Source organism: Arthrobacter glacialis (assembly GCF_002909445.1).
Taxonomy (GTDB): Bacteria; Actinomycetota; Actinomycetes; order Actinomycetales; family Micrococcaceae; genus Specibacter; species Specibacter glacialis.
Genome location: NZ_PPXC01000004.1, coordinates 41,355 through 60,342, shown reverse-complemented (window position 1 = coordinate 60,342; position 18,988 = coordinate 41,355). Strand labels below are relative to the sequence as shown.

General features: G+C 61.3%; 17 protein-coding genes. 9 read left to right on the top strand and 8 right to left on the bottom strand.

Annotated features, from left to right (window positions below; all coding sequences use genetic code 11):
• Positions 1–133: 133 nt before the first annotated feature.
• The 4 genes from CVS27_RS05870 to CVS27_RS05855 are packed head-to-tail and all read right to left on the bottom strand — an operon-like array spanning position 134 to position 6,427.
• Positions 134–3,220, bottom strand: a complete 3,087-nt coding sequence (locus CVS27_RS05870) for a glycoside hydrolase family 2 TIM barrel-domain containing protein (protein WP_103464819.1) — start codon at positions 3,218–3,220, stop codon at positions 134–136.
• Positions 3,220–4,128 (bottom strand): carbohydrate ABC transporter permease, encoded by a 909-nt coding sequence (locus tag CVS27_RS05865; protein WP_103464818.1) that lies wholly within the window; start codon positions 4,126–4,128, stop codon positions 3,220–3,222. The genes CVS27_RS05870 and CVS27_RS05865 overlap by 1 nt, the downstream gene beginning before the upstream one ends.
• The gene (locus tag CVS27_RS05860) at positions 4,125–5,087 is read right to left on the bottom strand and encodes a carbohydrate ABC transporter permease (RefSeq protein ID WP_103464817.1); all 963 of its coding nucleotides are present in this window, start codon (positions 5,085–5,087) and stop codon (positions 4,125–4,127) included. Before CVS27_RS05860 ends, CVS27_RS05865 begins: the two co-directional genes overlap by 4 nt.
• Positions 5,084–6,427, bottom strand: a complete 1,344-nt coding sequence (locus CVS27_RS05855; protein ID WP_103464816.1) for an ABC transporter substrate-binding protein — start codon at positions 6,425–6,427, stop codon at positions 5,084–5,086. The genes CVS27_RS05860 and CVS27_RS05855 overlap by 4 nt, the downstream gene beginning before the upstream one ends.
• A 154-nt stretch (positions 6,428–6,581) precedes the next feature.
• On the opposite strand from CVS27_RS05855, the gene CVS27_RS05850 reads away from it, so the two are divergent.
• Positions 6,582–7,190: a TetR/AcrR family transcriptional regulator gene (locus CVS27_RS05850; RefSeq protein WP_103464815.1), complete on the top strand. Its 609-nt coding sequence runs from the start codon at positions 6,582–6,584 to the stop codon at positions 7,188–7,190.
• A gap of 66 nt (positions 7,191–7,256) precedes the next feature.
• On the opposite strand, the gene CVS27_RS05845 is transcribed toward CVS27_RS05850, so the two are convergent.
• Positions 7,257–8,399, bottom strand: a complete 1,143-nt coding sequence (locus CVS27_RS05845) for a glutamate--cysteine ligase (RefSeq protein WP_103464814.1) — start codon at positions 8,397–8,399, stop codon at positions 7,257–7,259.
• A 100-nt stretch (positions 8,400–8,499) separates the two neighbouring features.
• Between CVS27_RS05845 and CVS27_RS05840 the strand changes: the two genes are divergently transcribed.
• Positions 8,500–9,315: a shikimate 5-dehydrogenase gene (locus tag CVS27_RS05840; protein WP_103464813.1), complete on the top strand. Its 816-nt coding sequence runs from the start codon at positions 8,500–8,502 to the stop codon at positions 9,313–9,315.
• A 34-nt stretch (positions 9,316–9,349) separates the two neighbouring features.
• Here the strand turns inward: CVS27_RS05840 and CVS27_RS05835 are convergent, their stop codons facing one another.
• On the bottom strand, positions 9,350–10,576 hold the full coding sequence (locus CVS27_RS05835; protein WP_103464812.1) for a THUMP-like domain-containing protein: 1,227 nt from the start codon (positions 10,574–10,576) through the stop codon (positions 9,350–9,352).
• A 147-nt stretch (positions 10,577–10,723) separates the two neighbouring features.
• On the opposite strand from CVS27_RS05835, the gene CVS27_RS05830 reads away from it, so the two are divergent.
• From CVS27_RS05830 to CVS27_RS05815, 4 genes are all read left to right on the top strand, one after another.
• Positions 10,724–11,674 (top strand): siderophore ABC transporter substrate-binding protein, encoded by a 951-nt coding sequence (locus CVS27_RS05830; RefSeq protein WP_103464811.1) that lies wholly within the window; start codon positions 10,724–10,726, stop codon positions 11,672–11,674.
• Positions 11,675–11,744: 70 nt separating this feature from the next.
• The gene (locus CVS27_RS05825) at positions 11,745–12,767 is read left to right on the top strand and encodes an ABC transporter permease (protein WP_306418476.1); all 1,023 of its coding nucleotides are present in this window, start codon (positions 11,745–11,747) and stop codon (positions 12,765–12,767) included.
• On the top strand, positions 12,757–13,773 hold the full coding sequence (locus CVS27_RS05820; RefSeq protein ID WP_103464810.1) for an iron chelate uptake ABC transporter family permease subunit: 1,017 nt from the start codon (positions 12,757–12,759) through the stop codon (positions 13,771–13,773). Before CVS27_RS05825 ends, CVS27_RS05820 begins: the two co-directional genes overlap by 11 nt.
• Positions 13,770–14,528, top strand: a complete 759-nt coding sequence (locus CVS27_RS05815) for an iron ABC transporter ATP-binding protein (RefSeq protein WP_103464809.1) — start codon at positions 13,770–13,772, stop codon at positions 14,526–14,528. Before CVS27_RS05820 ends, CVS27_RS05815 begins: the two co-directional genes overlap by 4 nt.
• Positions 14,529–14,612: 84 nt before the next feature.
• On the opposite strand, the gene CVS27_RS05810 is transcribed toward CVS27_RS05815, so the two are convergent.
• Both CVS27_RS05810 and CVS27_RS05805 read right to left on the bottom strand, forming a co-directional pair.
• Entirely contained in the window at positions 14,613–15,425 is an 813-nt protein-coding gene (locus tag CVS27_RS05810; RefSeq protein WP_103464808.1) for an ABC transporter permease, read from the bottom strand.
• Positions 15,422–16,297, bottom strand: a complete 876-nt coding sequence (locus tag CVS27_RS05805; RefSeq protein ID WP_103464807.1) for an ABC transporter ATP-binding protein — start codon at positions 16,295–16,297, stop codon at positions 15,422–15,424. Before CVS27_RS05805 ends, CVS27_RS05810 begins: the two co-directional genes overlap by 4 nt.
• Positions 16,298–16,402: 105 nt before the next feature.
• Here CVS27_RS05805 and CVS27_RS05800 point away from each other — a divergent pair, with 105 nt between their 5' ends.
• The 3 genes from CVS27_RS05800 (at position 16,403) to groL (ending at position 18,968) form a co-directional block, all read left to right on the top strand.
• Positions 16,403–16,732 carry an ankyrin repeat domain-containing protein gene (locus tag CVS27_RS05800; protein ID WP_133162888.1) on the top strand — a complete coding sequence of 110 codons (330 nt, stop codon included), beginning with the start codon at positions 16,403–16,405 and terminating at the stop codon, positions 16,730–16,732.
• A 238-nt stretch (positions 16,733–16,970) separates the two neighbouring features.
• Entirely contained in the window at positions 16,971–17,267 is a 297-nt protein-coding gene (gene groES / locus CVS27_RS05795) for a co-chaperone GroES (protein WP_038464523.1), read from the top strand.
• 93 nt (positions 17,268–17,360) lie between these two features.
• Positions 17,361–18,968, top strand: a complete 1,608-nt coding sequence (groL, locus tag CVS27_RS05790) for a chaperonin GroEL (protein WP_103464805.1) — start codon at positions 17,361–17,363, stop codon at positions 18,966–18,968.
• Positions 18,969–18,988 lie beyond the last annotated feature (20 nt).

Genomic DNA, 18,988 nt, shown 5'->3' with positions numbered 1-18,988 from the left:
ATAAAACGCTCGCTCTCTTCCGGGGCTGTTTTCGCCGACGCCCGCTCACTTGGTGAACGAGCGTCGGCGAAAAACCACCCGTAAGTGAGCGGGCGTTACGGGTTAAACCCCCGTAAGTGAGCGGGCGTTGGAGTTAGGCGGCGGAGATGCGCAGGACCAGGGTCCGGGCTTCCGGGCGCAGGGCAAATTCCGGCCAGACGTCCGGGCCGCAGGCCCGGGATCCGAGGCCGTGCTGCGCCGCATCCACGTACAAGTAGCTGTGGCTTGGTGCCGGCAGCTCGTGCCGGTGTCCGGCCTTAGTGATCTCCTGGGCGGTGTGCCGTGCCAGCGTGAACCCGGGCCGGCGTCCGGCAGCATCGGGCTCGGCCTCAATCCGCAACCACGGAGCACCGTCACGGGCCAACTCCAGCCAGCGCACATCGCTGTGGTGCCCGGTTTCCTGCGGCCGGGCATACGGGACGTTCAGCTCATCGATCGAACCGGCATGCCGCCCCACCCTGGCCGCGTGCATGCTGTCCGGGTAGGACTCGCGCGGGCCCGCACCGAACCAGGCCGCACCGTCCACGTCCGTGGGCAGATCAAGGCGCACCCCGATACGGGGCCACACCAGGTCCCATCCCGAACTAGGCGTGATGTCAATGCGCAGCCACAGCTCCTCACCGGCCAGTTGCCACGTTTCCTCCACGGCCACGGTGTGGGCGCTGTTGGCGGCCGCATAGCGGGTCCGCACGCGCATTCCGTCGGGCAGCGCTGCCATCTCCTCCACGCGCCGGGTCAGCCGGTCCAGCCCGGCCTGCTTCCACACGGCCTCGGACGACGGCGCAGGCACGCCCTTGCCGTTGTTGAGCCACGGATCGTCCGGACCGTAGGCACCAAACCCGGCGCCCCTGTCATTGTCGGTGGGTGCCCGCCACAGCTCGAGCCGGGGACCGGACACAGGCAGGCCTGCCAGCGAGACCAGGGTTCCGGCGTCGAACGTGGCCGGGCCCAGGGTGGCGGGAGGCTCACCGCGGCCGGGCGCAGCCGGGCGGGGCATCCGTGCCGGCACGCGCGGGGCCGAAAGATCCAGCTGCACTGACGAAAGGGGATGCCCGGCGGGGGCCCAACCGGTGGCGTCGCGCAACACGGCCTCCACGCTGAGCCACGTTTCCCCGTGAGGTGCCACAGGGCTGGCAGGCAGCGCCACGAGGGCGGATTCGCCTGCCCGCAGCGGACCGTCGCCGCCGTCCGCGGCCACCTCGCCCGAGGCTGCCACGATGCCGTCGTGCTCCACCCGCCAGCGCAGCACGACGTCGGACGCATCCGCCGAGTGCCTCAGGTTGGCCACCGCGAGGGCGGGGCTGCCGTCAGCGGAGAGCTCCAGGCTGAGCCGGAGCGGGGAGACGATCTGCTTGAACTCGTACAGGCCCGGCGTGGGGGTGGAATCGGAGAGGACCATGCCGTCCATGACGAAATTGGCATCGTGGACCACCTCGCCAAAATCCCCGCCGTAGGCAAAGAACTCGGTGCCGTCCGCGGTGCGCGTGCGGATGCCGTGGTCGCGCCACTCCCACACAAACCCGCCGTGCAGGCGCGGGTACTTGTCCACCAGGCCCTCGTACTGGTCCATGGCGCCCGGGCCGTTGCCCATGGCATGGACGTACTCGCACAAGATGAACGGCTTGGTGCGCTGGCGGGCGGATTCGGCAGCGTCGCAGCCCAGGAGCAGCGCGTGGGAATCGTCCCGGCCAATGGAGTCCGTCTCCGGGATGGATGAGTACATGCGGGAATACACATCCGTGTAGGCGCCGGTGTAGTCGCCTTCATAGTGGACGGGGCGGGAGGCGTCCCGGGCGTGGGTCCAGGCGGCCATGGCCGCCAGGTTGGCGCCGGTTCCGGATTCATTGCCCAGGGACCACATGACGATGGAAGGGTGGTTCTTGTCCCGTTCCACCGTGCGCTCCATCCGGTCAACGAAGGCGTCACGCCACGCGGGGTCGTCACTGGGGTTCCCCACCCAGTTCCGGGCATGAAAGCCATGGGTTTCCAGGTCACATTCCAGAATGACCCAGAAGCCCATCTCATCCGCCAGGTCCAGCAGGCGCGGATGGGGCGGGTAGTGGCTGGTGCGGATGGCGTTGACGTTGAAGCGCTTCATCAGGGCCAGATCCTCGCGGGCCCCGGCCTCGTCAAAGACACGGCCGCGATCCGGGTGGGTCTCGTGCCGGTTGACGCCGTGAAACACCACGCGGCGCCCGTTCACCAGGAACTGGTCGCCAACAATTTGCACCGTTCGGAAGCCCAAACGCAACGCAATGCTCTCCGCCGCGTTGGACACCGTTGCGTCGTACAGCCGGGGGACCTCCGCGGACCAGGGCGCTACATTGTTGAGCTCAAGTGGCACAATCTCCGCGGCAGAGCCCCAGGTGACGTTGATGCCCAGCTCCGCCACGGTCAAGGTGACCGGGAAGGCGTCTGCGTCCGCAGTGATTTCCGGGTCCAAGGTTCCCGTGCCCGCACCGTTTCCGGCGGACCAGCCGGTGCGCAGCCACACATCGGTGATGCCGCCCGCCGGGCGGGCCTGCAAGGTCACGTCACGGAAAATGCCCGGCAGCCACCACTGGTCCTGATCTTCCAGGTAGCTGGCGGCGGACCATTGGTGCACGCGCACAACCACAATGTTGGCTCCGGGGCGCAGCGCCTCGGTGACATCGAATTCCTGGGCGAGCCGGCTGCCCGAGCCCACGCCGATTTCCTGTCCGTTGACCCACACCTTGTACCGGGACTCGACGCCGTCAAAGCGCAGGGTGAGCGCCGCCGTCGTACTTTCAAACCATGCTGCGGGGACGTCAAGGCTGCGGCGGTAGTCACCTGTGGGGTTTGCGTCGGGGACGTGGGGTGGATCGATCGGGAACGGGTACTGGACGTTGGTGTAGCTGGGCAGGCCGTACCTGCCGTCCTGCCCCAGCACCCAGTGGGAGGGGACGGGCAGGGTGTCCCAGGCAGAGTCGTCATAGGACTCGGCGGCCATGCCTTCCACCGTCTCCCCGGTGGGAAGGACGCATCCGGCACCCGGGGTGCCGGGCGCGGCGGGGAGCAGGCGAAAGCGCCAGTCTCCGTTGAGGGACAGGAACGGTGCATCGCTGTGCAACCAGGAACGGGCCGGCACCCTCCGGCCGGAGCCGGGGCCCTGGTCGGTGAGGTGGGAAACGCCGGCGGTGGCCGTATTTGCGGGAGACATTATTTAACTGATCCTTCTGTGAGGCCGCCACGCCAGAAGCGCTGCAGGATTACCATGGCGATGCCCAGCGGGATGATGGAGAGCAAAACCCCGCCGGTAGTGAGTTCGTAAAATTCGGGCAACCTGTCCACCTGGCTGAGCCAGTTGTTCAGGCCCAAGGTGATGGGGTACAGCTCCACGTCCGAGAGCATGACAAGTGGCAGGAAGTAGTTGTTCCAAATGCCCACCAGCTGGAACAGGAACACGGTGACCAGTGCAGGAGTCAGCAACTTCAGGCCGATGGTGTGGAAAATGCGCAATTCCCCGGCACCGTCAATCCGGGCGGCCTCAATAAGTGCACTGTCCACTGTGCTTTGTGCATAGATCCGGCACAGGAAAATGCCAAACGGTGAGACGAGCGAGGGGATCAGCACCGACGCGTAGGTGTTGGCGATGCCCAATTGGCTGAAGAGCAGGAACAACGGAAGTGCGGTGGCGGTGCCCGGGACCAACACCCCGGCAAGGATGGTGCCGAAGACCAGGTTCCGGCCGCGGAACTCGTACTTCGCCAGCGCGTAGCCGCCTGCCGCGGCAAAGTACGTGGCAAGCAGTGCGCCTACCCCGGCATAGATGACCGAGTTGGCGAACCAGCGGACAAAAATCCCGCCATCGTAAGTGAGGACCTGGGAGATGTTGTGCCAAAGGGAGAAAGTGGGCGCAAACCAAAAACCGTTGGTGGAGAACAAGTCAGCGGTTGATTTTGTGGACGCAACTAGGACCCAATACACCGGGGCAAGGAAGTACAGGGCCACCACCAGGAGCAGGCCGGTGACGATGATGGTGGATGAACGTGCCCGCCGTTGGGGTTTGTTCGGGGACTGCTTTCCTGCCGCCGGCGGTGCCGGCCTCGACTCCTTGAGAGTTGTCATGATGATTTCCTGTTCGAGAATTTGAGGAAGGCAAAGGAAAGGATGAGGGCCACCGCGGCAATGAGGACGGCCTGGGCGGCGGCAACGTTGTAGTCGTTGTACGCGAACGCAGTGCTGTAGGCACTCAGGTTGGGCGTGTACTGGCTGTCAATGGACGGTGCAACAGTTTTGAGCACCTGGGCCTCGGCGAAGAGCTGGAGTGTGCCAATGATGGAAAAGACTGTGGTCAGCACCAGGGCAGGCTTGATGAGGGGCAGCTGAATGCTGCGGGCGATCCTCCATGTGGTGGCCCCGTCCACCCTGGCCGCTTCATAAAGCTCCACAGGAATGGTTTTGAGCTGCGCCACGATAATGAGCATGTTGTATCCGGCGTAGCTCCACAGCACAATGTTTGCGATGGACCACAGGACGGTGTTTGGGCCCAGAAAATCCGGTTCCAGTCCGAACATCCCGGCGATGTCGATCAGGGGGCTCAAACCCGGCACATACAGGAATGACCAGAGGATAGTGGCGATCACACCTGGCACTCCGTAAGGCAGGAAGTAGGCTGCGCGGAAGAACCCCGGCCAACGGGCCGAGGTCGATTCCAGCATCAACGCCAACACGGTGCACAGGATAATCATGACCGGGACCTGGACAATGCCAAAGAGGAACATTCTGCCGATGGAGGCGACGAAGTTGCCGTCGGACAGTGCTTGGGCGTAGTTGCTGAACCACGCGAACTCACTCGTTACGCCTGCCTCGCCAAAAAGGCCCTTGCGTGTGACCTTGGTGAAGCTGGAGGCAATGGCTACAAGGATGGGCAGGATGAAGGTCAGCAGGAACAGGGCCAGGAACGGTGCCAGCAGAATCCAGGGAGCGCGGGACTGGGCCTTGGGCCGGCGGGGGACCCGGTTGCCGGTGTTGCCTTGCGGCGTGGTCCCGCGTTGTTGCTGGTCGGATGGATGTGTGGTTGTCATGATGCTTCCCTTCGAATGCTCAGGCCCTTGTTCTTGAAAACAGTCATGATCTGCTTTTCCGCGATCGACATGGTTTCCACCAGTGAGGTGCCCGTGGCTTTTTTGCGGAAGCCGTCGCTGAGGATGTTCAGCGACTGAGTGGTTACCGGCCACCACGACCAATCCGGGTTTTGTTGCAGCGTGGCTGGTTCGAAGACTTCCTGGTTGTAGTTCTGGCCGCTGAAGAACGGTGAAGGCTTTTGCCGTGTGGTGCCGATGAAACCGGGGGCCGGTGACCATCCGATGCCGCTGTTGTTGATCATGGCGTCAATGCCCTCCTTGGAGGTGGTCATCCAGACGGCGAAGTCAAGTGCCTCCTTGGGGTGCTTGCTGTTGGCAAGGACCGCTGCGGTTGAACCGCCCAGGTAGCTGGACCCGAAACCTGAGCCGCCGTCCCACACAGGCATGGGTGCCACCCGCCATTTCCCTTCGCCTCCACTCACTCCTGCAATGAGGGCGTCCGCCCAGCTGCCGGAGGTCACGGAGGCCAGCCCGCCCTTGGCGGCAGCGGCAAACCAGCCCGGGGAAAAGGCGCCGTATGCGGTCTGGACGAGGTCCTTGTCAATCGCGGAATCGAAGAATTCGGCGGCCTGCATGGTGGCCGGGTCTGTCATGTTGATGACCCAGCCGTCCTCTTCTGCACGGAACCATTGGGCCCCGGCCTGGGTTGCAAATGCCGCAAAAACTGACGCGTCGCCGAGAGGGAAGCAATCCATGTAGGCGTCGGTTTTGCGCAGTTCCCCGGCTACCTCGCCCCATTCATTCCAGGTGGCAGGCGGAGTTGCACCGACCTTCTCCAGCACGGCGGGTTGGTAGAACATGCCCATGGGGCCCGAGTCCTGAGGAATGCCGTAGACGCCTCCCGTGTAGCTGACCTGGCTCCACAGGGTGGGATCGTAGAGGTGCGCGGTTTCCTGGGCCCCATAGCGGGTGAGGTCAACCAAGCCGTTGACCAGCATGAACTCAGGGATGGACCGCATTTCAACCTGGGCCAGGTCCGGCCCGCCCTGCGTTGCGAGGGCGGAGAATATCTTTTGGTATCCGCCCGAGTTGCCTCCGGGTATCCAAACAGTTTCAACCTGAACGTTGGGGTGGGACTCGTTCCAGATGTCCGCAACCTTTTGCAGGTCCTTCAACCAGGACCAGTACTTCAGGGTGATCTTTTCCCCTGAAGCAACCGGGGCAATGACGGGCCCGCCGTTGACGGAAGCCGTGCCCGGGGTGGCGCATCCTGCCAGCATTCCCAGGGCCGCCGTGCCGAGGCCGGCACCGAGCAATTGTCGTCGCGTGAATTGTGTCATGTGCCTGCACTTCGTCGTAGAGGTCGGGACGCGAGGTGTCCGCGGGACACCGGCATCACCCGGCGGACCGAGTACGAAGGACGCTAACACAAAGTTCGAGTGGTTACTCGAAATTAAAATTATGTGACGCAGGACTCATGTAAGCTCGCTATGCATGACCACCAATGAGACCGGGACCAGGGCGCCGCGGGGACCCTATGCCAAGTCCAAGCAGCGCCGGGAGAGCATAGTCATGGCCGCCCATGAGGTGTTTGCGGCCCACGGCTACCGCGGCGGTTCATTGCAGGGTGTGGCGGACAAGGTGGGGATGAGCCAGACAAGCCTGCTGCACTATTTCCCGTCCAAGGGCGACCTGCTGCTGGCCGTCTTGAATTGGCGTGACACCGTCACGGGCGACGGCGGGGCCCGTGACCCCCGGGAATCCCTGGTTGACGCCGTGGTCCGGCAGGCCCGCTTCAATGAAACGGTTCCCGGCGTCATTGAGCTCTACACCGTGCTGTGCGCCGAATCCGTCACGGACAACCACCCCGGCCGCGACTACTTCACGCAGCGGTATGAAGGCTTGCGCCGCAGCTACCTGCAGCAATTTTCCGCGCTCGCCGATGCTGGCCGGCTGCGCCCGGGCGTGGATCCCGAGCGGGCCGCTGCCAGCCTGATCGCGTTGTGGGACGGCATTCAGACGCAGTGGCTCATGGCGCCCGAACGCATCGACATGGCCGGGGCCCTGCGTGACTACCTGGACATGGTGATCCTGCCGGAATAGCACCGCTGGCGGACCGCTGGTCTTGAGGGGGCCGTTGATGGGAACCGGCGGTCCGGGAAGAGGGGACTAGTTGGTGGCCATCTCTGCAACCAGGGAACGCACGACGGCGCGCAGGTCACCTTCTGTGGCGGCCGCAACGGAGCGCTGGCGTTGGTAGCTGGCCCCCTTGTTGAGGATTGCCTCGACGCTGGCCAACTCATCCGCGCAACCCAAACGGGCGGCAACAGGCTCAAGTTTGTTCAGCAGTTCCATGGTGTGCTCGGTGACGAGCTGTTCCTTGCCGGCGGCATCCAAAATAATGATGGCGTCCATGCCATAGCGCGCCGCGCGCCACTTGTTTTCCTGGATGTGCCACGGGGGCATGGTGGGGATGGAACCGCCGTCGTCCAAGGTATTTGAAAAGCTCTCCACCAAGCACTGGGTCAGGGCAGCAATAGCCCCAATTTCCTCGAGTGTGGACATGCCGTCGCAGATGCGCATTTCAATGGTGCCAAGACCCGCCACCGGGCGGATGTCCCAACGGATTTCATTCGTGGCGTCGATGACACCCGTAGTGAACATGTCCTGCACATAGGACTCGTACCCCGCCCAGTCCGGGAACTGGAACGGCAGGCCGGCCGTGGGGAGTTGCTGGAACATCAAGGCCCGCTGGGAGGCGTAGCCGGTATCCTCACCGTTCCAATACGGGGAGGAAGCGGAGAGTGCCTGGAAGTGCGGGAAATAATTGACCAGCCCATCCAGGACGGGCATGGCCTTGGAAACGTGGTCAAGCCCCACGTGGACGTGAACTCCATAGATGAGCATTTGGCTGCCCCACCACTGGGTCCTGTCAACAAGCTTGGCGTAGCGTTCCTTGTCCGTGACGACCTGGGTGCGCGGATTGCTGAACGGGTGGGTGCCGGCGCTGAGCAGATCAAGGCCCAACGGTGTGGCAGCATCCCGGAGAATGTTCAGGTTCCGGCGCAAGTCTTCCTTGCCCTCGGCCACCGTGTGGCAGATTCCTGTGACCAACTCCACGGTGTTCTGCAACATCTCACCCTTGATGTGGGGGTGTTCACCGTCAGCCATCACCTCGGGGTGGGCGGCGGTGATGTTGGCGAAAACATCATTGGCGCGGGCGTCCAATTCACCGGTTTGGTGGTCAACCAGAGCGATTTCCCACTCCAGTCCAAGAGTGGACTGCTCTGATTTAGCGAAATCAATCTTCACTGGGGCGCCCCCTTGGCAGCAACTAAAATATCGGGTGCGAAGCGGCAAAGGCGCCGGGTGCCTTCTGATTGTAGTTCAGGTTTTCCGGCACAATGGGGTGGTGCCTATTTTGAACAAAGACATGACATTGTGCATTTCCCTCGCCGCGCGGCCCAGCAATATAGGTACGCGCTTCCACAATTACCTGTACGACGCACTAAACCTGAACTACGTTTACAAGGCTTTTGCCCCGAAAGATCTGGCGCAGGCAGTCGCCGGCATTCGGGGTCTGGGCATTCGCGGCGCGGCAGTGTCCATGCCGTACAAGGAGGACGTCATCGCCATGATTGACGTCATGGATGCCTCCGCCGCCGCCATCGACTCGGTGAACACCATTGTCAACAATGACGGCGTCCTCACCGCCTACAACACCGACTACCTGGCCATCGCCGAGTTGTTGGCGACGCACAAGGTCCCTGCCGATTTCACTGTTCTGCTGCGCGGTTCCGGCGGTATGGCCAAGGCTGTTGCTGCTGCAGTGCGCGACGCCGGGCTGACGCACGTTTCGATTGTGGCCCGCAACGAGGAGGCTGGGAAAGCACTGGCCGGCCTCTACGGATTTGGCTGGCTGGCCGAAGTTGGCCCGGCAACAGCGGACTTGCTCATCAACGTCACGCCGCTGGGTATGGCAGGTTCCGAGGAATCATCCCAATCCTTCGACGACGCCACTGTGGCAGCCGCGCAGATTGTCTTCGACGTGGTGGCGCTTCCCTCTGAGACGCCCCTCATCCAAGCAGCCCGTGCCGCGGGCAAGCCTGTCATCACAGGCGCCGAGGTCATCGCCATCCAGGCAGCCGAACAGTTTGTGCTCTACACGGGTGTGCGCCCCAGCCCCGAGCTGGTCCGCGAAGCGTCCGAGTTCTCCCGCTCCCAGTGACGCCATTGCTGCGATAGCGTTTTGGGGCGTGGGCCTAGGGTGCGCCCGTAGCCCCGTGCGGTTCAACCACGACGGCGACCCTGTCCTCGCCTATGCGGGTCAGGATCAGGGTTGCCTTGTTGGGTCCCTTACCGGACCCCGTCAGGAGCTGGCGGCGCAACACTTCGGGCGTGGTTGAAATGCCGCGCTTCTTGATGTCCAGTACACCGATCCGGTTGGCCTTGACCCAGCTTTTGAGCGCCTTGACGTTGAAGGGTTTGACGTCCAAAACCTTGTAGCCGCGGGCAAAGGGGGTGTTCACGGGGTTTTCTGTGCAGATGTAGGCAATGTGTTCGTCCACCAAGTGTGCCCCCACGGTACGGGCCAAATCTGCCACCAACCCTGCCCGGATCACAGCGCCGTCGGGCTCGTAGAGGTAGCCGCTTATGGGGCCCACTTCAACATCCTGGGCGGCGGGGTCGTACGGCACGGCGCTGGTGAGTTCATGCATCCCATTAGCCCCCACCACCAGGGCCGCGCGGCGGATGCCGGGGCGTGCCAGCGCATTGAAGTAGAGGCCGGCCTCCACCACGTCACCATTGACGGAAATCCATTGGGCCTCAGCCGTTGCGGGCACGGCGTCGTGGGGAATGCCCGGCCCCATCTTGACGCCCACGGCTTTACCCGAATCAGCCAGCATTTCCACGAATGACAGCGGCGGTGAGAATGCCTCGGGGTCAAAGAGCCGGGTGGTGCCGGAGGTGTTGGTGGTGCGGCGGGCCGGATCCAGCCATACGCCGTCAATGCCACCCAGGTCAGTTTCCTCGGCGCGGCCGCAAATGACCGTCGCCTCAGGGAACGGCATGAGATTCACAGTGGTGCAGGCTGCTGTGATCTCATCCATCTCCACGGCTGTGACGGAAATGTCCAAGCTGGCCATGGCCAACGAATCGGCGCCCAAACCGCAGCCCAGATCTGCCACACGGGTGATCCCGGCTGCTTTAAATCGCTGCGCGTGCAACGCCGCAATGCTCAATCGCGTGGCTTGTTCCAGCCCAGTCTGGGTGAACAGCATTTGGTGCGCGAATTCGCCAAACTTGGCCTCAGCCTTGGCGCGAAGCCGTGATTGCGTCAGGGCGGCCGCCACCAGTTCGGGGGAGTGCCCGGCTTTGCGCAAGGATTCGTTGAGTTTGAGCGATTCGGCGTCCGAATAGGGGCCCAAGGAGGACAGAAGTTCCCATCCAGCAACGGTGAGAAGGGGGGAAATGGCATCAAGGGACATCTCTAAATCGTAACCGCCCGATATCAAGTGATGAGCGTCACGGTAAATAGGGCACCATTAATTTGCGCAATTATTGCTCGTCATAATAGGTTCTTAGAAGAGCTTATAAGGATTGCCTAAGCTAATCTAACTTTTTGGAGAATTTCGATGTCGAAGAAGTACCTGCTGACTTTCGCGGCCACCGCTGCTGTTCTGGCTCTGACGGCCTGTGGCCAAAGCGGCACGGTAGGTGCCCAAGACCAAGAAACAGCATCGGGCACAGTCTCCATCACACATGCGCAGGGAACCCAGGATGTTCCGGTCAACCCGAAGAAGGTTTACACCTTTGACCTGGGCGTGCTGGATACCTTGGACGTGTTGGAAGTCCCTGTTGCGGGTGTGCCGCAAGCAAACCTCCCGGAAGCATTGCAGGAATACGCTTCCAAAGATCTGACCAACATCGGCACCATGAAGGAGCCCGATTTTGAAGCCATCAGTGCTGGCGCTCCTGACCTGATCATCATCTCCGGCCGTACTGCAGGCTCCTACGCCGAGCTGAGCAAGATTGCCCCCACCATTGACCTGAGCGTTGATGCGAAGTCTCCCATTGAGTCCTTCAAGACAGTCTCGGCCAGCTTGGGCAAGATCTTCGACAAGGAAGCAGTGGTCGCCGAGAAGATCAAGGCCATTGACGCCAAGATCGCCGACACCAATACAAAGGCACCCGCAGCCGGAACCGGCCTGATTGTGCTGACCAGCGGCGGCGAGCTAACAGCATACGGAGCGGGCTCCCGCTTTGGCCTCATCCACGACGTCCTGGGTGTTCCCACGGCAACCGATGTCAAGGGTGAAGGGTCACATGGCGAGGCTATCTCCCACGAATTCATTGCCAAGGCCAACCCAGGCAGCCTGTACGTTATTGACCGCGACGTAGCCACCGGTGAGTCTGCGGGAGCCGCGAAGGCCGTTCTGGACAATCCCTTGGTCAAGGGAACCGACGCAGCCAAGAACGATCGCATCACTTACCTTGAACCGGCTAGCTGGTACTTGGTGGGCTACGGCCTGAATAACGTTGACGCCATGGTCGGTGCCATTGCCGGCTCCGTAGCGAAGGCCTAATTCTCTTTGCTCGAGGCCACCGGGCGGCGAGCACAGGGACACGTAAGAAGACAACACTCAAGGATTTTCTGTGTCACTTGCAACGGATAAAGCCGTTCCCAAGGTGAGTTCAGTGCGACGCCCCATCAGTTCCGGCACCATGCTGGCGCTTGGTGGGGCTGCCGTGTTGGTGCTGGCCATTGTCAGCATGTTTGTGGGCGTCAGCGATGTCTCCCTGCCAGCACTCATGGCAGGGGATCTGCACGCCTGGCACGTGCTGTGGGTCAGCAGAATCCCCCGGACCATCTCCGTCATCCTGGCTGGCGCGGCTGTCAGCGTGGCCGGTCTGATCATGCAGCTCATGGCCAGGAACAAGTTCGTTGAACCCTCCATGGTGGGCACTGTTGAATCAGCTTCACTGGGAATCCTTGCCGTTACGGTGTTGTTCCCTGCGGCGTCCCTGTTCGCCAAAATGGGAGTTGCCAGTGTTTTTGCCATGGCCGGAACGGCCTTGTTCTTGGTGATTCTGCGCCGGATGCCCTTGCGCAACACCTTGGTTGTGCCGCTCGTGGGCATCATGCTTGGTGGTGTCATCGCCGCTGTCACTACCTTCTTTGCCTACCGCTTTGACCTGCTGCAAACCTTGAATTCGTGGATGGTGGGGGACTTTTCGGGTGTCATCCAGGGCCGCTATGAGCTGTTGTATCTGGTGGGTGCGCTGACAATTGTTGGCTTCATCTGCGCCGACAGGTTCACCGTTATTGGATTGGGGGAGGAGTTCACCACCAATTTGGGCATGAACTACAACCGCATCATGACGCTGGGCTTGGTGATCGTGTCCCTGATCAGCGCCGTGGTGGTGGTCTCCGTGGGTGCCATCCCGTTCCTGGGATTGATTGTGCCAAACCTGGTGTCCATGTTCTTTGGCGACAACGTCCGCCGCGCCATCCCGTGGGTGGCAGTTTTTGGTGCCGCCTTTGTCCTGGTGTGCGACATCATTGGCCGCACCATTCGCTACCCGTTTGAGATCCCCGTGGGAATTATTGTTTCCGCTGTGGGCAGCTTGATCTTCTTGTACTTGCTTCTGGGAAGGAGGAAAAAGAATGACCACTAATCCGCTTCCGGCAGCCCTGTCCGTCAACGCGCGCAAAACTGGCGCCAAGAAACTTGAAGTGTCCTCAGCTGTCCTGTTAGCAGTTTTGGCGGTGGTTGCCGCCGCGCTGATTCTGGTGTTCATGACGATCGAGCTGCGTGGGAATTTGGGCTACATTCTCCCTCGCCGCGCCATCAAGGTCGGCTCGATGATCCTGGTGGCGTATGCGGTGGGCATGTCCACAGTCCTCTTTCAAACAGTGACCGCCAACCGTATTTTGACTCCGTCCATCATGGGTTTTGATGCCCTCTACATTTTGCTGCAGACGGTCCTGACGTTTGTGCTGGGTGGTCAGGTGTTGCTGTCGATGCCCACGCCATTGAAGTTTGGCATGCAGGTGCTGCTGATGGTGGCCTTCTCACTGGTGCTCTACCGATGGCTGTTCTTGGGCAACGGCAAGAGCCTGCACCTGATGCTGCTCGTGGGCATCGTGTTTGGCACCTTGTTCCGAGGCTTCTCCGCACTGTTGCAGCGCCTCATGGACCCCAGCGAGTTCCTGATTTTGCAGGACCTGTTCTTTGCCTCCTTCAACCAGGTGGACGGGACGTTGCTGCTTGTGGCGATTGCCGCCGTCGGGCTGGTCACCGTCCCGGCCTGGCGCCTGCGCCGCGAGTACGACGTCCTGGCGTTGGGCCGTGAAACATCCATCAATCTGGGCGTGGACCACCGCAAGGCGGTGACTAAAACACTGGTGATCTGCTCCGTCTTGGTGGCCGTCTCCACTGCACTGGTGGGGCCCATCACCTTCTTTGGCCTCCTGGTGGCATCGCTCGCGTACCAGCTGGTGCCCAAGTTCAAGCACGCCACAGTGCTCCCCGTTGCCGTTCTCCTGGGCATCATCTCGCTGGTGGGCGGGCAGCTGGTGCTTGAACGCATCTTTGATTTCAACAGTGCGCTGAGCATTGTCATCGAATTTATAGGTGGCCTGGTGTTCATCGGGTTGCTGTTGAAAGGCTCACTGAAGTGATTGAAATTTCCGGTGTCAGCAAGTCCTATGGCAGTCAAAAGGTCGTGGACAATGTCACGGCAACCATCCCTGCCGGCGGCATCACCTCCATCATTGGCCCCAACGGTGCGGGCAAGTCCACCCTGCTCTCCATGATCAGCCGCCTGTTGCCCATGGACGCCGGAGGAGTCGCGGTTGGTGGCCTGGACGTCACCTCCACACCGAGCCGCGAGCTGTCTCAGACCATGGCAATCCTGCGCCAGGAGAACCAACTCAGCGTGCGGCTATCGGTGCGGGATCTGGTGGGCTTTGGCCGTTTCCCGCACAACGGCGGCCGCGCCACGGCAGCGGACAAGATCCACATAGATCAGGCCTTGGACTATCTCGACCTAGGTCCCCTGGCGGACCGCTTCGTCGATGAACTGTCAGGCGGCCAGCGCCAGCGCGCCTTCATCGCCATGGTGCTGGCCCAGGACACCAAGTACCTGCTCTTGGATGAACCGCTGAACAACCTGGATATGAAGCATTCAGTTCACATGATGCGCACACTGCGAAAAATGGCCGATGAATTGGGCAAGACCATTGTGCTGGTCATCCATGACATCAACTTTGCCTCATGCTATTCGGACAATATTTTGGCCATGAAGGACGGCAGGCTGATCGCCCAGGGCACCCCTGCCGAACTGATGCACAGCTCCGTCCTGGCTGATGTGTATGACATTGACATTCGCATCGAGGAAATCGACGGCAACAGGATCGGCGTCTACTTCGCCTAAGCCATCCATGACGCACTTGTTGCACACAAAAGCGCCAGGAAGGCGCTTTCCGTTGCACCAACTGCGTCATAGATGTTGGTGGAACTACGTGTCCTTACGGATCCACTTGAACGTCATTTTGCACAGTGCGAGCCCCACCACCAGCCACACGCCCAGCACCAACGCCACAAGCCCCAAATCCCACGCACCAGAGGGTTCGGCGGCCTCGAAGGAGGCTGGCAGGAACACGCTGCGCATGCCTTGAGCCATCCATTTCAGCGGAAAAATACTGGCAAAGTTCTGCAGCCAGCCCGGCAACTGCGAGAAGTTCAAGTACACGCCTGAGATGAATTGCAACACCAACACCAGCGGGATGATCACTGCCGTGGCCGACTTTCCAGTCCGCGGCAGTGCCGAGAGGGCAATACCCAAAACGCAACTGGTGATGACACCAAAGAGAAACACCCACGCAAACGTCAACCACTTGCTGGGTTCACTGGGCAGCTCCACGTTGAAGGCGACCCGGGCCACAAGCAGCAGCAATGCCACCTGAAACACTGAACTGAGCAGGACCATGCCGATCTTGCCCATGAAATAGGAAAACACCGGCAGGGGAGTGCCGCCCAGGCGTTTGAGCGTGCCGTCACCCTTTTCTGCTGCAATGTCCACCGCGAGGTTTTGCACCCCGCTGAGCAACATGCCCGCGGCCACCATGCCGGGCACATAGAACGACGCCACAGTGATGCCGCCGCTGCCATCGGGAGCCGTGCCGATGTTACCGCTGGTGCTGAAGGCCACGGCAAAGATGGACAACATCATGATGGGAAACAGGAACGTGAAGAACACGGTATCGCCCTGGCGGAAGTACACCTTGAGCTCGTAGCCGATGCGAGAGGTGCCTAGTTGCAGGGTTCTCATGCGTTCTCCTCCGCAGTCTTGAGCGCGGTGGAATGGTTGCCCACCATGTCCAGATAAATGTCCTCGAGGCTGGGTCGGGTGATTTCCAGCCCGTCCACCTCGCCTCCTGCCTCGGCGTACAGCCGAGCAGCGAGTGTCGCCGGTTCGGCTGTGCGCTCACTACGTACGACGCCGTCCTGCCGCCACCGCACCAGCGGCACCCTCGCGCTGGCCCCGCCAATAGCGTCGATGGGGCCGATGTCCACAAGTTTGCCGCCCACAATGACTCCTGCCCGATCGGCCAACGTTGCCGCCTCATCCAAGTAATGGGTGGTGAGCAAGATGGTGGTGCCTTCGGCCTTGAGCTGGTTGATCAAGTCCCAAAATTGTCGCCGGGCTTCCGGATCAAAGCCGGTGGTGGGCTCGTCCAAGAACAAAAGCTTGGGCCTGCCAATAATGCCCAGGGCCACATCAACCCGTCGGCGCTGCCCGCCGGAGAGTTTGCTGATGCGAGTTTTAGCTTTGCTGCCCAGACCCACAGCCTCAATGACGTCAGAAACGTTGCGTGGATGCGGATAGTAGCCGGCGAAATGAGTCAGCTGCTCCACGACGCTGACATTGCCGCTCTCCCCAGTGGATTGCAAAACAATGCCCAGTTGCGCCTTCCAGTCCAGCCCCCCGCGGGATGGCTCCACACCGAGGACATGAACATCACCGCTGGTCTTGTTGCGGTAGCCTTCCAAGATTTCAATCGTGGTGCTCTTGCCCGCACCGTTGGGCCCGAGCAAGGCAAATGTCTCGCCCTCATGAATGTCGAAGCTGATGCCGTCCACGGCTTTGAAGCTGCCATAGAACTTTTGGAGGTCACGCACCTGCACGGGGCTCGTTGTCATAGCTTTATCCTGACATCTTTGCTGAAGACACCAAAAGAGGTTTAGGCATAATGCGACGCGCCAGGCTGGCCAGCATGATCCGATTCCGGGACTGCAGCTCCAACCGTGGCGACTTCGAAGGCTCAGTTTTCCTCGCCGTCTGCAGTACCGCCGGCATCCAGCGCGGCGCCGCTGACACCCCAAGAGCAAGTGGCTCTCAACACGGAACTCATTGGTGCGGCCATGAACAATGATTCTGCCTCGTTGGTGGCCCTGCTGGCCGACGGCGCCAACGTCAACCTGGCCGACTCGAACGGCGTCACCGCGATGCACTCAGGGGCAGGGATATGCGGCCGTGAGTGCGCAGCTGATGCGACTTCCAGCGTCAGAAGTCGCATCAGCTGCGCACTCACGATGAATGCGTGCCCCGGGGCGGGCGCCAAAGGTGCGCCGTGAGCGAAACCAGGCCCGCCGGCGTCGCACTTTTAAGCCAAAAGCTGGCACTCGCCTTGACCGAGTGCTAATCAATTCCATAGAGTCAGGGTTAGCACTCTCACCCCGAGGGTGCTAACTTGCTTATCTTTTTGGCCATGGGAGCAACACCGGCACCGCGACGACGGTTGGGGCTCCTGATAAACATGGTGAAGAAGACTGCCAGCCATCCAAAGAATTTACGTGTGAAGGAGAGGTCCGAGTGTCGGTCTCTATTAAGCCTCTTGAGGATCGTATTGTTGTTCGCCAGCTCGAAGCAGAGTTGACTACCGCTTCCGGTCTGGTAATCCCGGACACTGCCAAGGAAAAGCCCCAGGAGGGCGAAGTTGTGGCAGTTGGACCCGGCCGCGTTGACGACAACGGCAACCGTGTCCCGATCGATGTTGCCGTTGGCGACGTCGTCATCTACTCCAAGTACGGTGGAACTGAAGTGAAGACCGGTGGCGAAGAGCTCCTGGTTCTCTCGGCCCGCGACGTACTGGCCATCGTCGTTAAGTAACGACTTTTGCTCAAGTAACCACTTTGTAAAGCCCCGCGACCGGGACCGTTCTAGGTCACGAACGCGGGGTCTTTGCGTGAAAGGACACAACGCATGGCTAAGCAGCTTGCATTTAACGACAGCGCACGGAAGGCCCTTGAGGCCGGCATCGACAAGCTTGCCGACACCGTCAAGGTGACACTTGGCCCGCGCGGTCGCAACGTAGTACTGGACAAGAAGTGGGGCGCTCCCACCATCACCAACGACGGCGTCACGATCGCCCGCGAGGTGGAGCTGGAAGACCCGTACGAGAACCTCGGCGCACAGCTGGCCAAGGAAGTTGCCACAAAGACCAACGATGTTGCTGGCGACGGCACCACCACGGCCACCGTTTTGGCACAGGCACTGGTCAAGGAAGGCCTGCGCAACGTTGCCGCAGGTGCGGCTCCCGGCGAGCTCAAGCGCGGCATCCAGGTTTCCGTTGAAGCCATTGCCAAGCGCCTGCTGGAGAACGCCCGCCCGGTTGAGGGTGGACAGGTTGCAGAAGTTGCCGCCATCTCCGCTCAGAGCCAGGAAATCGGCGACCTGCTCGCCGAGGCATTCGACAAGGTTGGCAAGGATGGTGTGATCACCATCGAGGAATCCTCCACCACCTCCACCGAACTGGTCCTCACCGAGGGCATGCAGTTCGACAAGGGTTACCTGTCCCCGTACTTCGTCACCGACGCGGAACGCCAGGAAGCTGTCATGGAAGATGCACTGGTTTTGATCAACCAGGGCAAGATCTCCAGCCTGCAGGAATTCCTGCCGCTGCTTGAAAAGGCACTTGCTGCCAACAAGCCGCTGTTCATCATTGCTGAAGACGTTGACGGCGAGGCTCTGTCCACGCTGATCGTCAACCGCTTGCGCGGCACCTTGAACGTTGTTGCTGTCAAGGCTCCGGGCTTCGGCGACCGCCGCAAGGCCATGCTGCAGGACATTGCGATCCTGACTGGCGCACAGGTTGTCTCCGCGGAGATCGGCCTTTCTCTGGACCAGGTTGGCCTTGAAGTACTGGGTACGGCTCGCCGCATCACGGTCACCAAGGACAACACCACCATCGTTGACGGTGCCGGCACAGCTGTTGAAGTTGCCGACCGCGTAGCCCAGCTGCATGCTGAGCTCAAGCGCACCGACTCCGACTGGGACAAGGAAAAGCTGCAGGAACGCCTGGCCAAGCTGGCCGGCGGCATCGGCGTAATCAAGGTTGGCGCAGCCACCGAGGTTGAGCTGAAGGAAAAGAAGCACCGCATTGAGGACGCAGTGTCCGCAACGCGTGCCGCTTTGGAAGAAGGCATTGTTGCCGGTGGCGGTTCCGCACTGGTTCAGGCCGCCAAGGCTCTCGACGAGGATGCCACTGTTGCAGCCCTGACCGGTGACGCAGCAACTGCTGTTGAATTGGTCCGCAAGGCTGTTGCCCAGCCGCTGCGCTGGATCGCCCAGAACGCTGGCCACGACGGCTACGTTGTGGTGCACAAGGTTGGCGAACTCGAAGACGGCTTCGGCTTCAACGCGGCCACCGGCGAGTACGAAAACCTGGTCAAGGCCGGCGTCATCGACCCGGTCAAGGTCACCCGTTCGGCCCTGCGCAACGCAGCCTCCATCGCGGCTTTGGTGCTCACCACCGAAGTCCTCGTGACGGACAAGCCTGCCGAGGCAGAAGAAGCCGGGCACCAGCACTAACGCCAGCTGCTCCCGTTTCA

What these genes read in the sequence shown, in the direction of transcription:
- CVS27_RS05870 (WP_103464819.1), bottom strand. Translation starts at nt 3,220, where the DNA reads ATGTCTCCCGCAAATACGGCCACCGCCGGCGTTTCCCACCTCACCGAC.
- CVS27_RS05865 (WP_103464818.1), bottom strand. Translation starts at nt 4,128, where the DNA reads ATGACAACTCTCAAGGAGTCGAGGCCGGCACCGCCGGCGGCAGGAAAG.
- CVS27_RS05860 (WP_103464817.1), bottom strand. Translation starts at nt 5,087, where the DNA reads ATGACAACCACACATCCATCCGACCAGCAACAACGCGGGACCACGCCG.
- CVS27_RS05855 (WP_103464816.1), bottom strand. Translation starts at nt 6,427, where the DNA reads ATGACACAATTCACGCGACGACAATTGCTCGGTGCCGGCCTCGGCACG.
- CVS27_RS05850 (WP_103464815.1), top strand. Translation starts at nt 6,582, where the DNA reads ATGACCACCAATGAGACCGGGACCAGGGCGCCGCGGGGACCCTATGCC.
- CVS27_RS05835 (WP_103464812.1), bottom strand. Translation starts at nt 10,576, where the DNA reads ATGTCCCTTGATGCCATTTCCCCCCTTCTCACCGTTGCTGGATGGGAA.
- CVS27_RS05830 (WP_103464811.1), top strand. Translation starts at nt 10,724, where the DNA reads ATGTCGAAGAAGTACCTGCTGACTTTCGCGGCCACCGCTGCTGTTCTG.
- CVS27_RS05820 (WP_103464810.1), top strand. Translation starts at nt 12,757, where the DNA reads ATGACCACTAATCCGCTTCCGGCAGCCCTGTCCGTCAACGCGCGCAAA.
- CVS27_RS05810 (WP_103464808.1), bottom strand. Translation starts at nt 15,425, where the DNA reads ATGAGAACCCTGCAACTAGGCACCTCTCGCATCGGCTACGAGCTCAAG.
- CVS27_RS05805 (WP_103464807.1), bottom strand. Translation starts at nt 16,297, where the DNA reads ATGACAACGAGCCCCGTGCAGGTGCGTGACCTCCAAAAGTTCTATGGC.
- groL (WP_103464805.1), top strand. Translation starts at nt 17,361, where the DNA reads ATGGCTAAGCAGCTTGCATTTAACGACAGCGCACGGAAGGCCCTTGAG.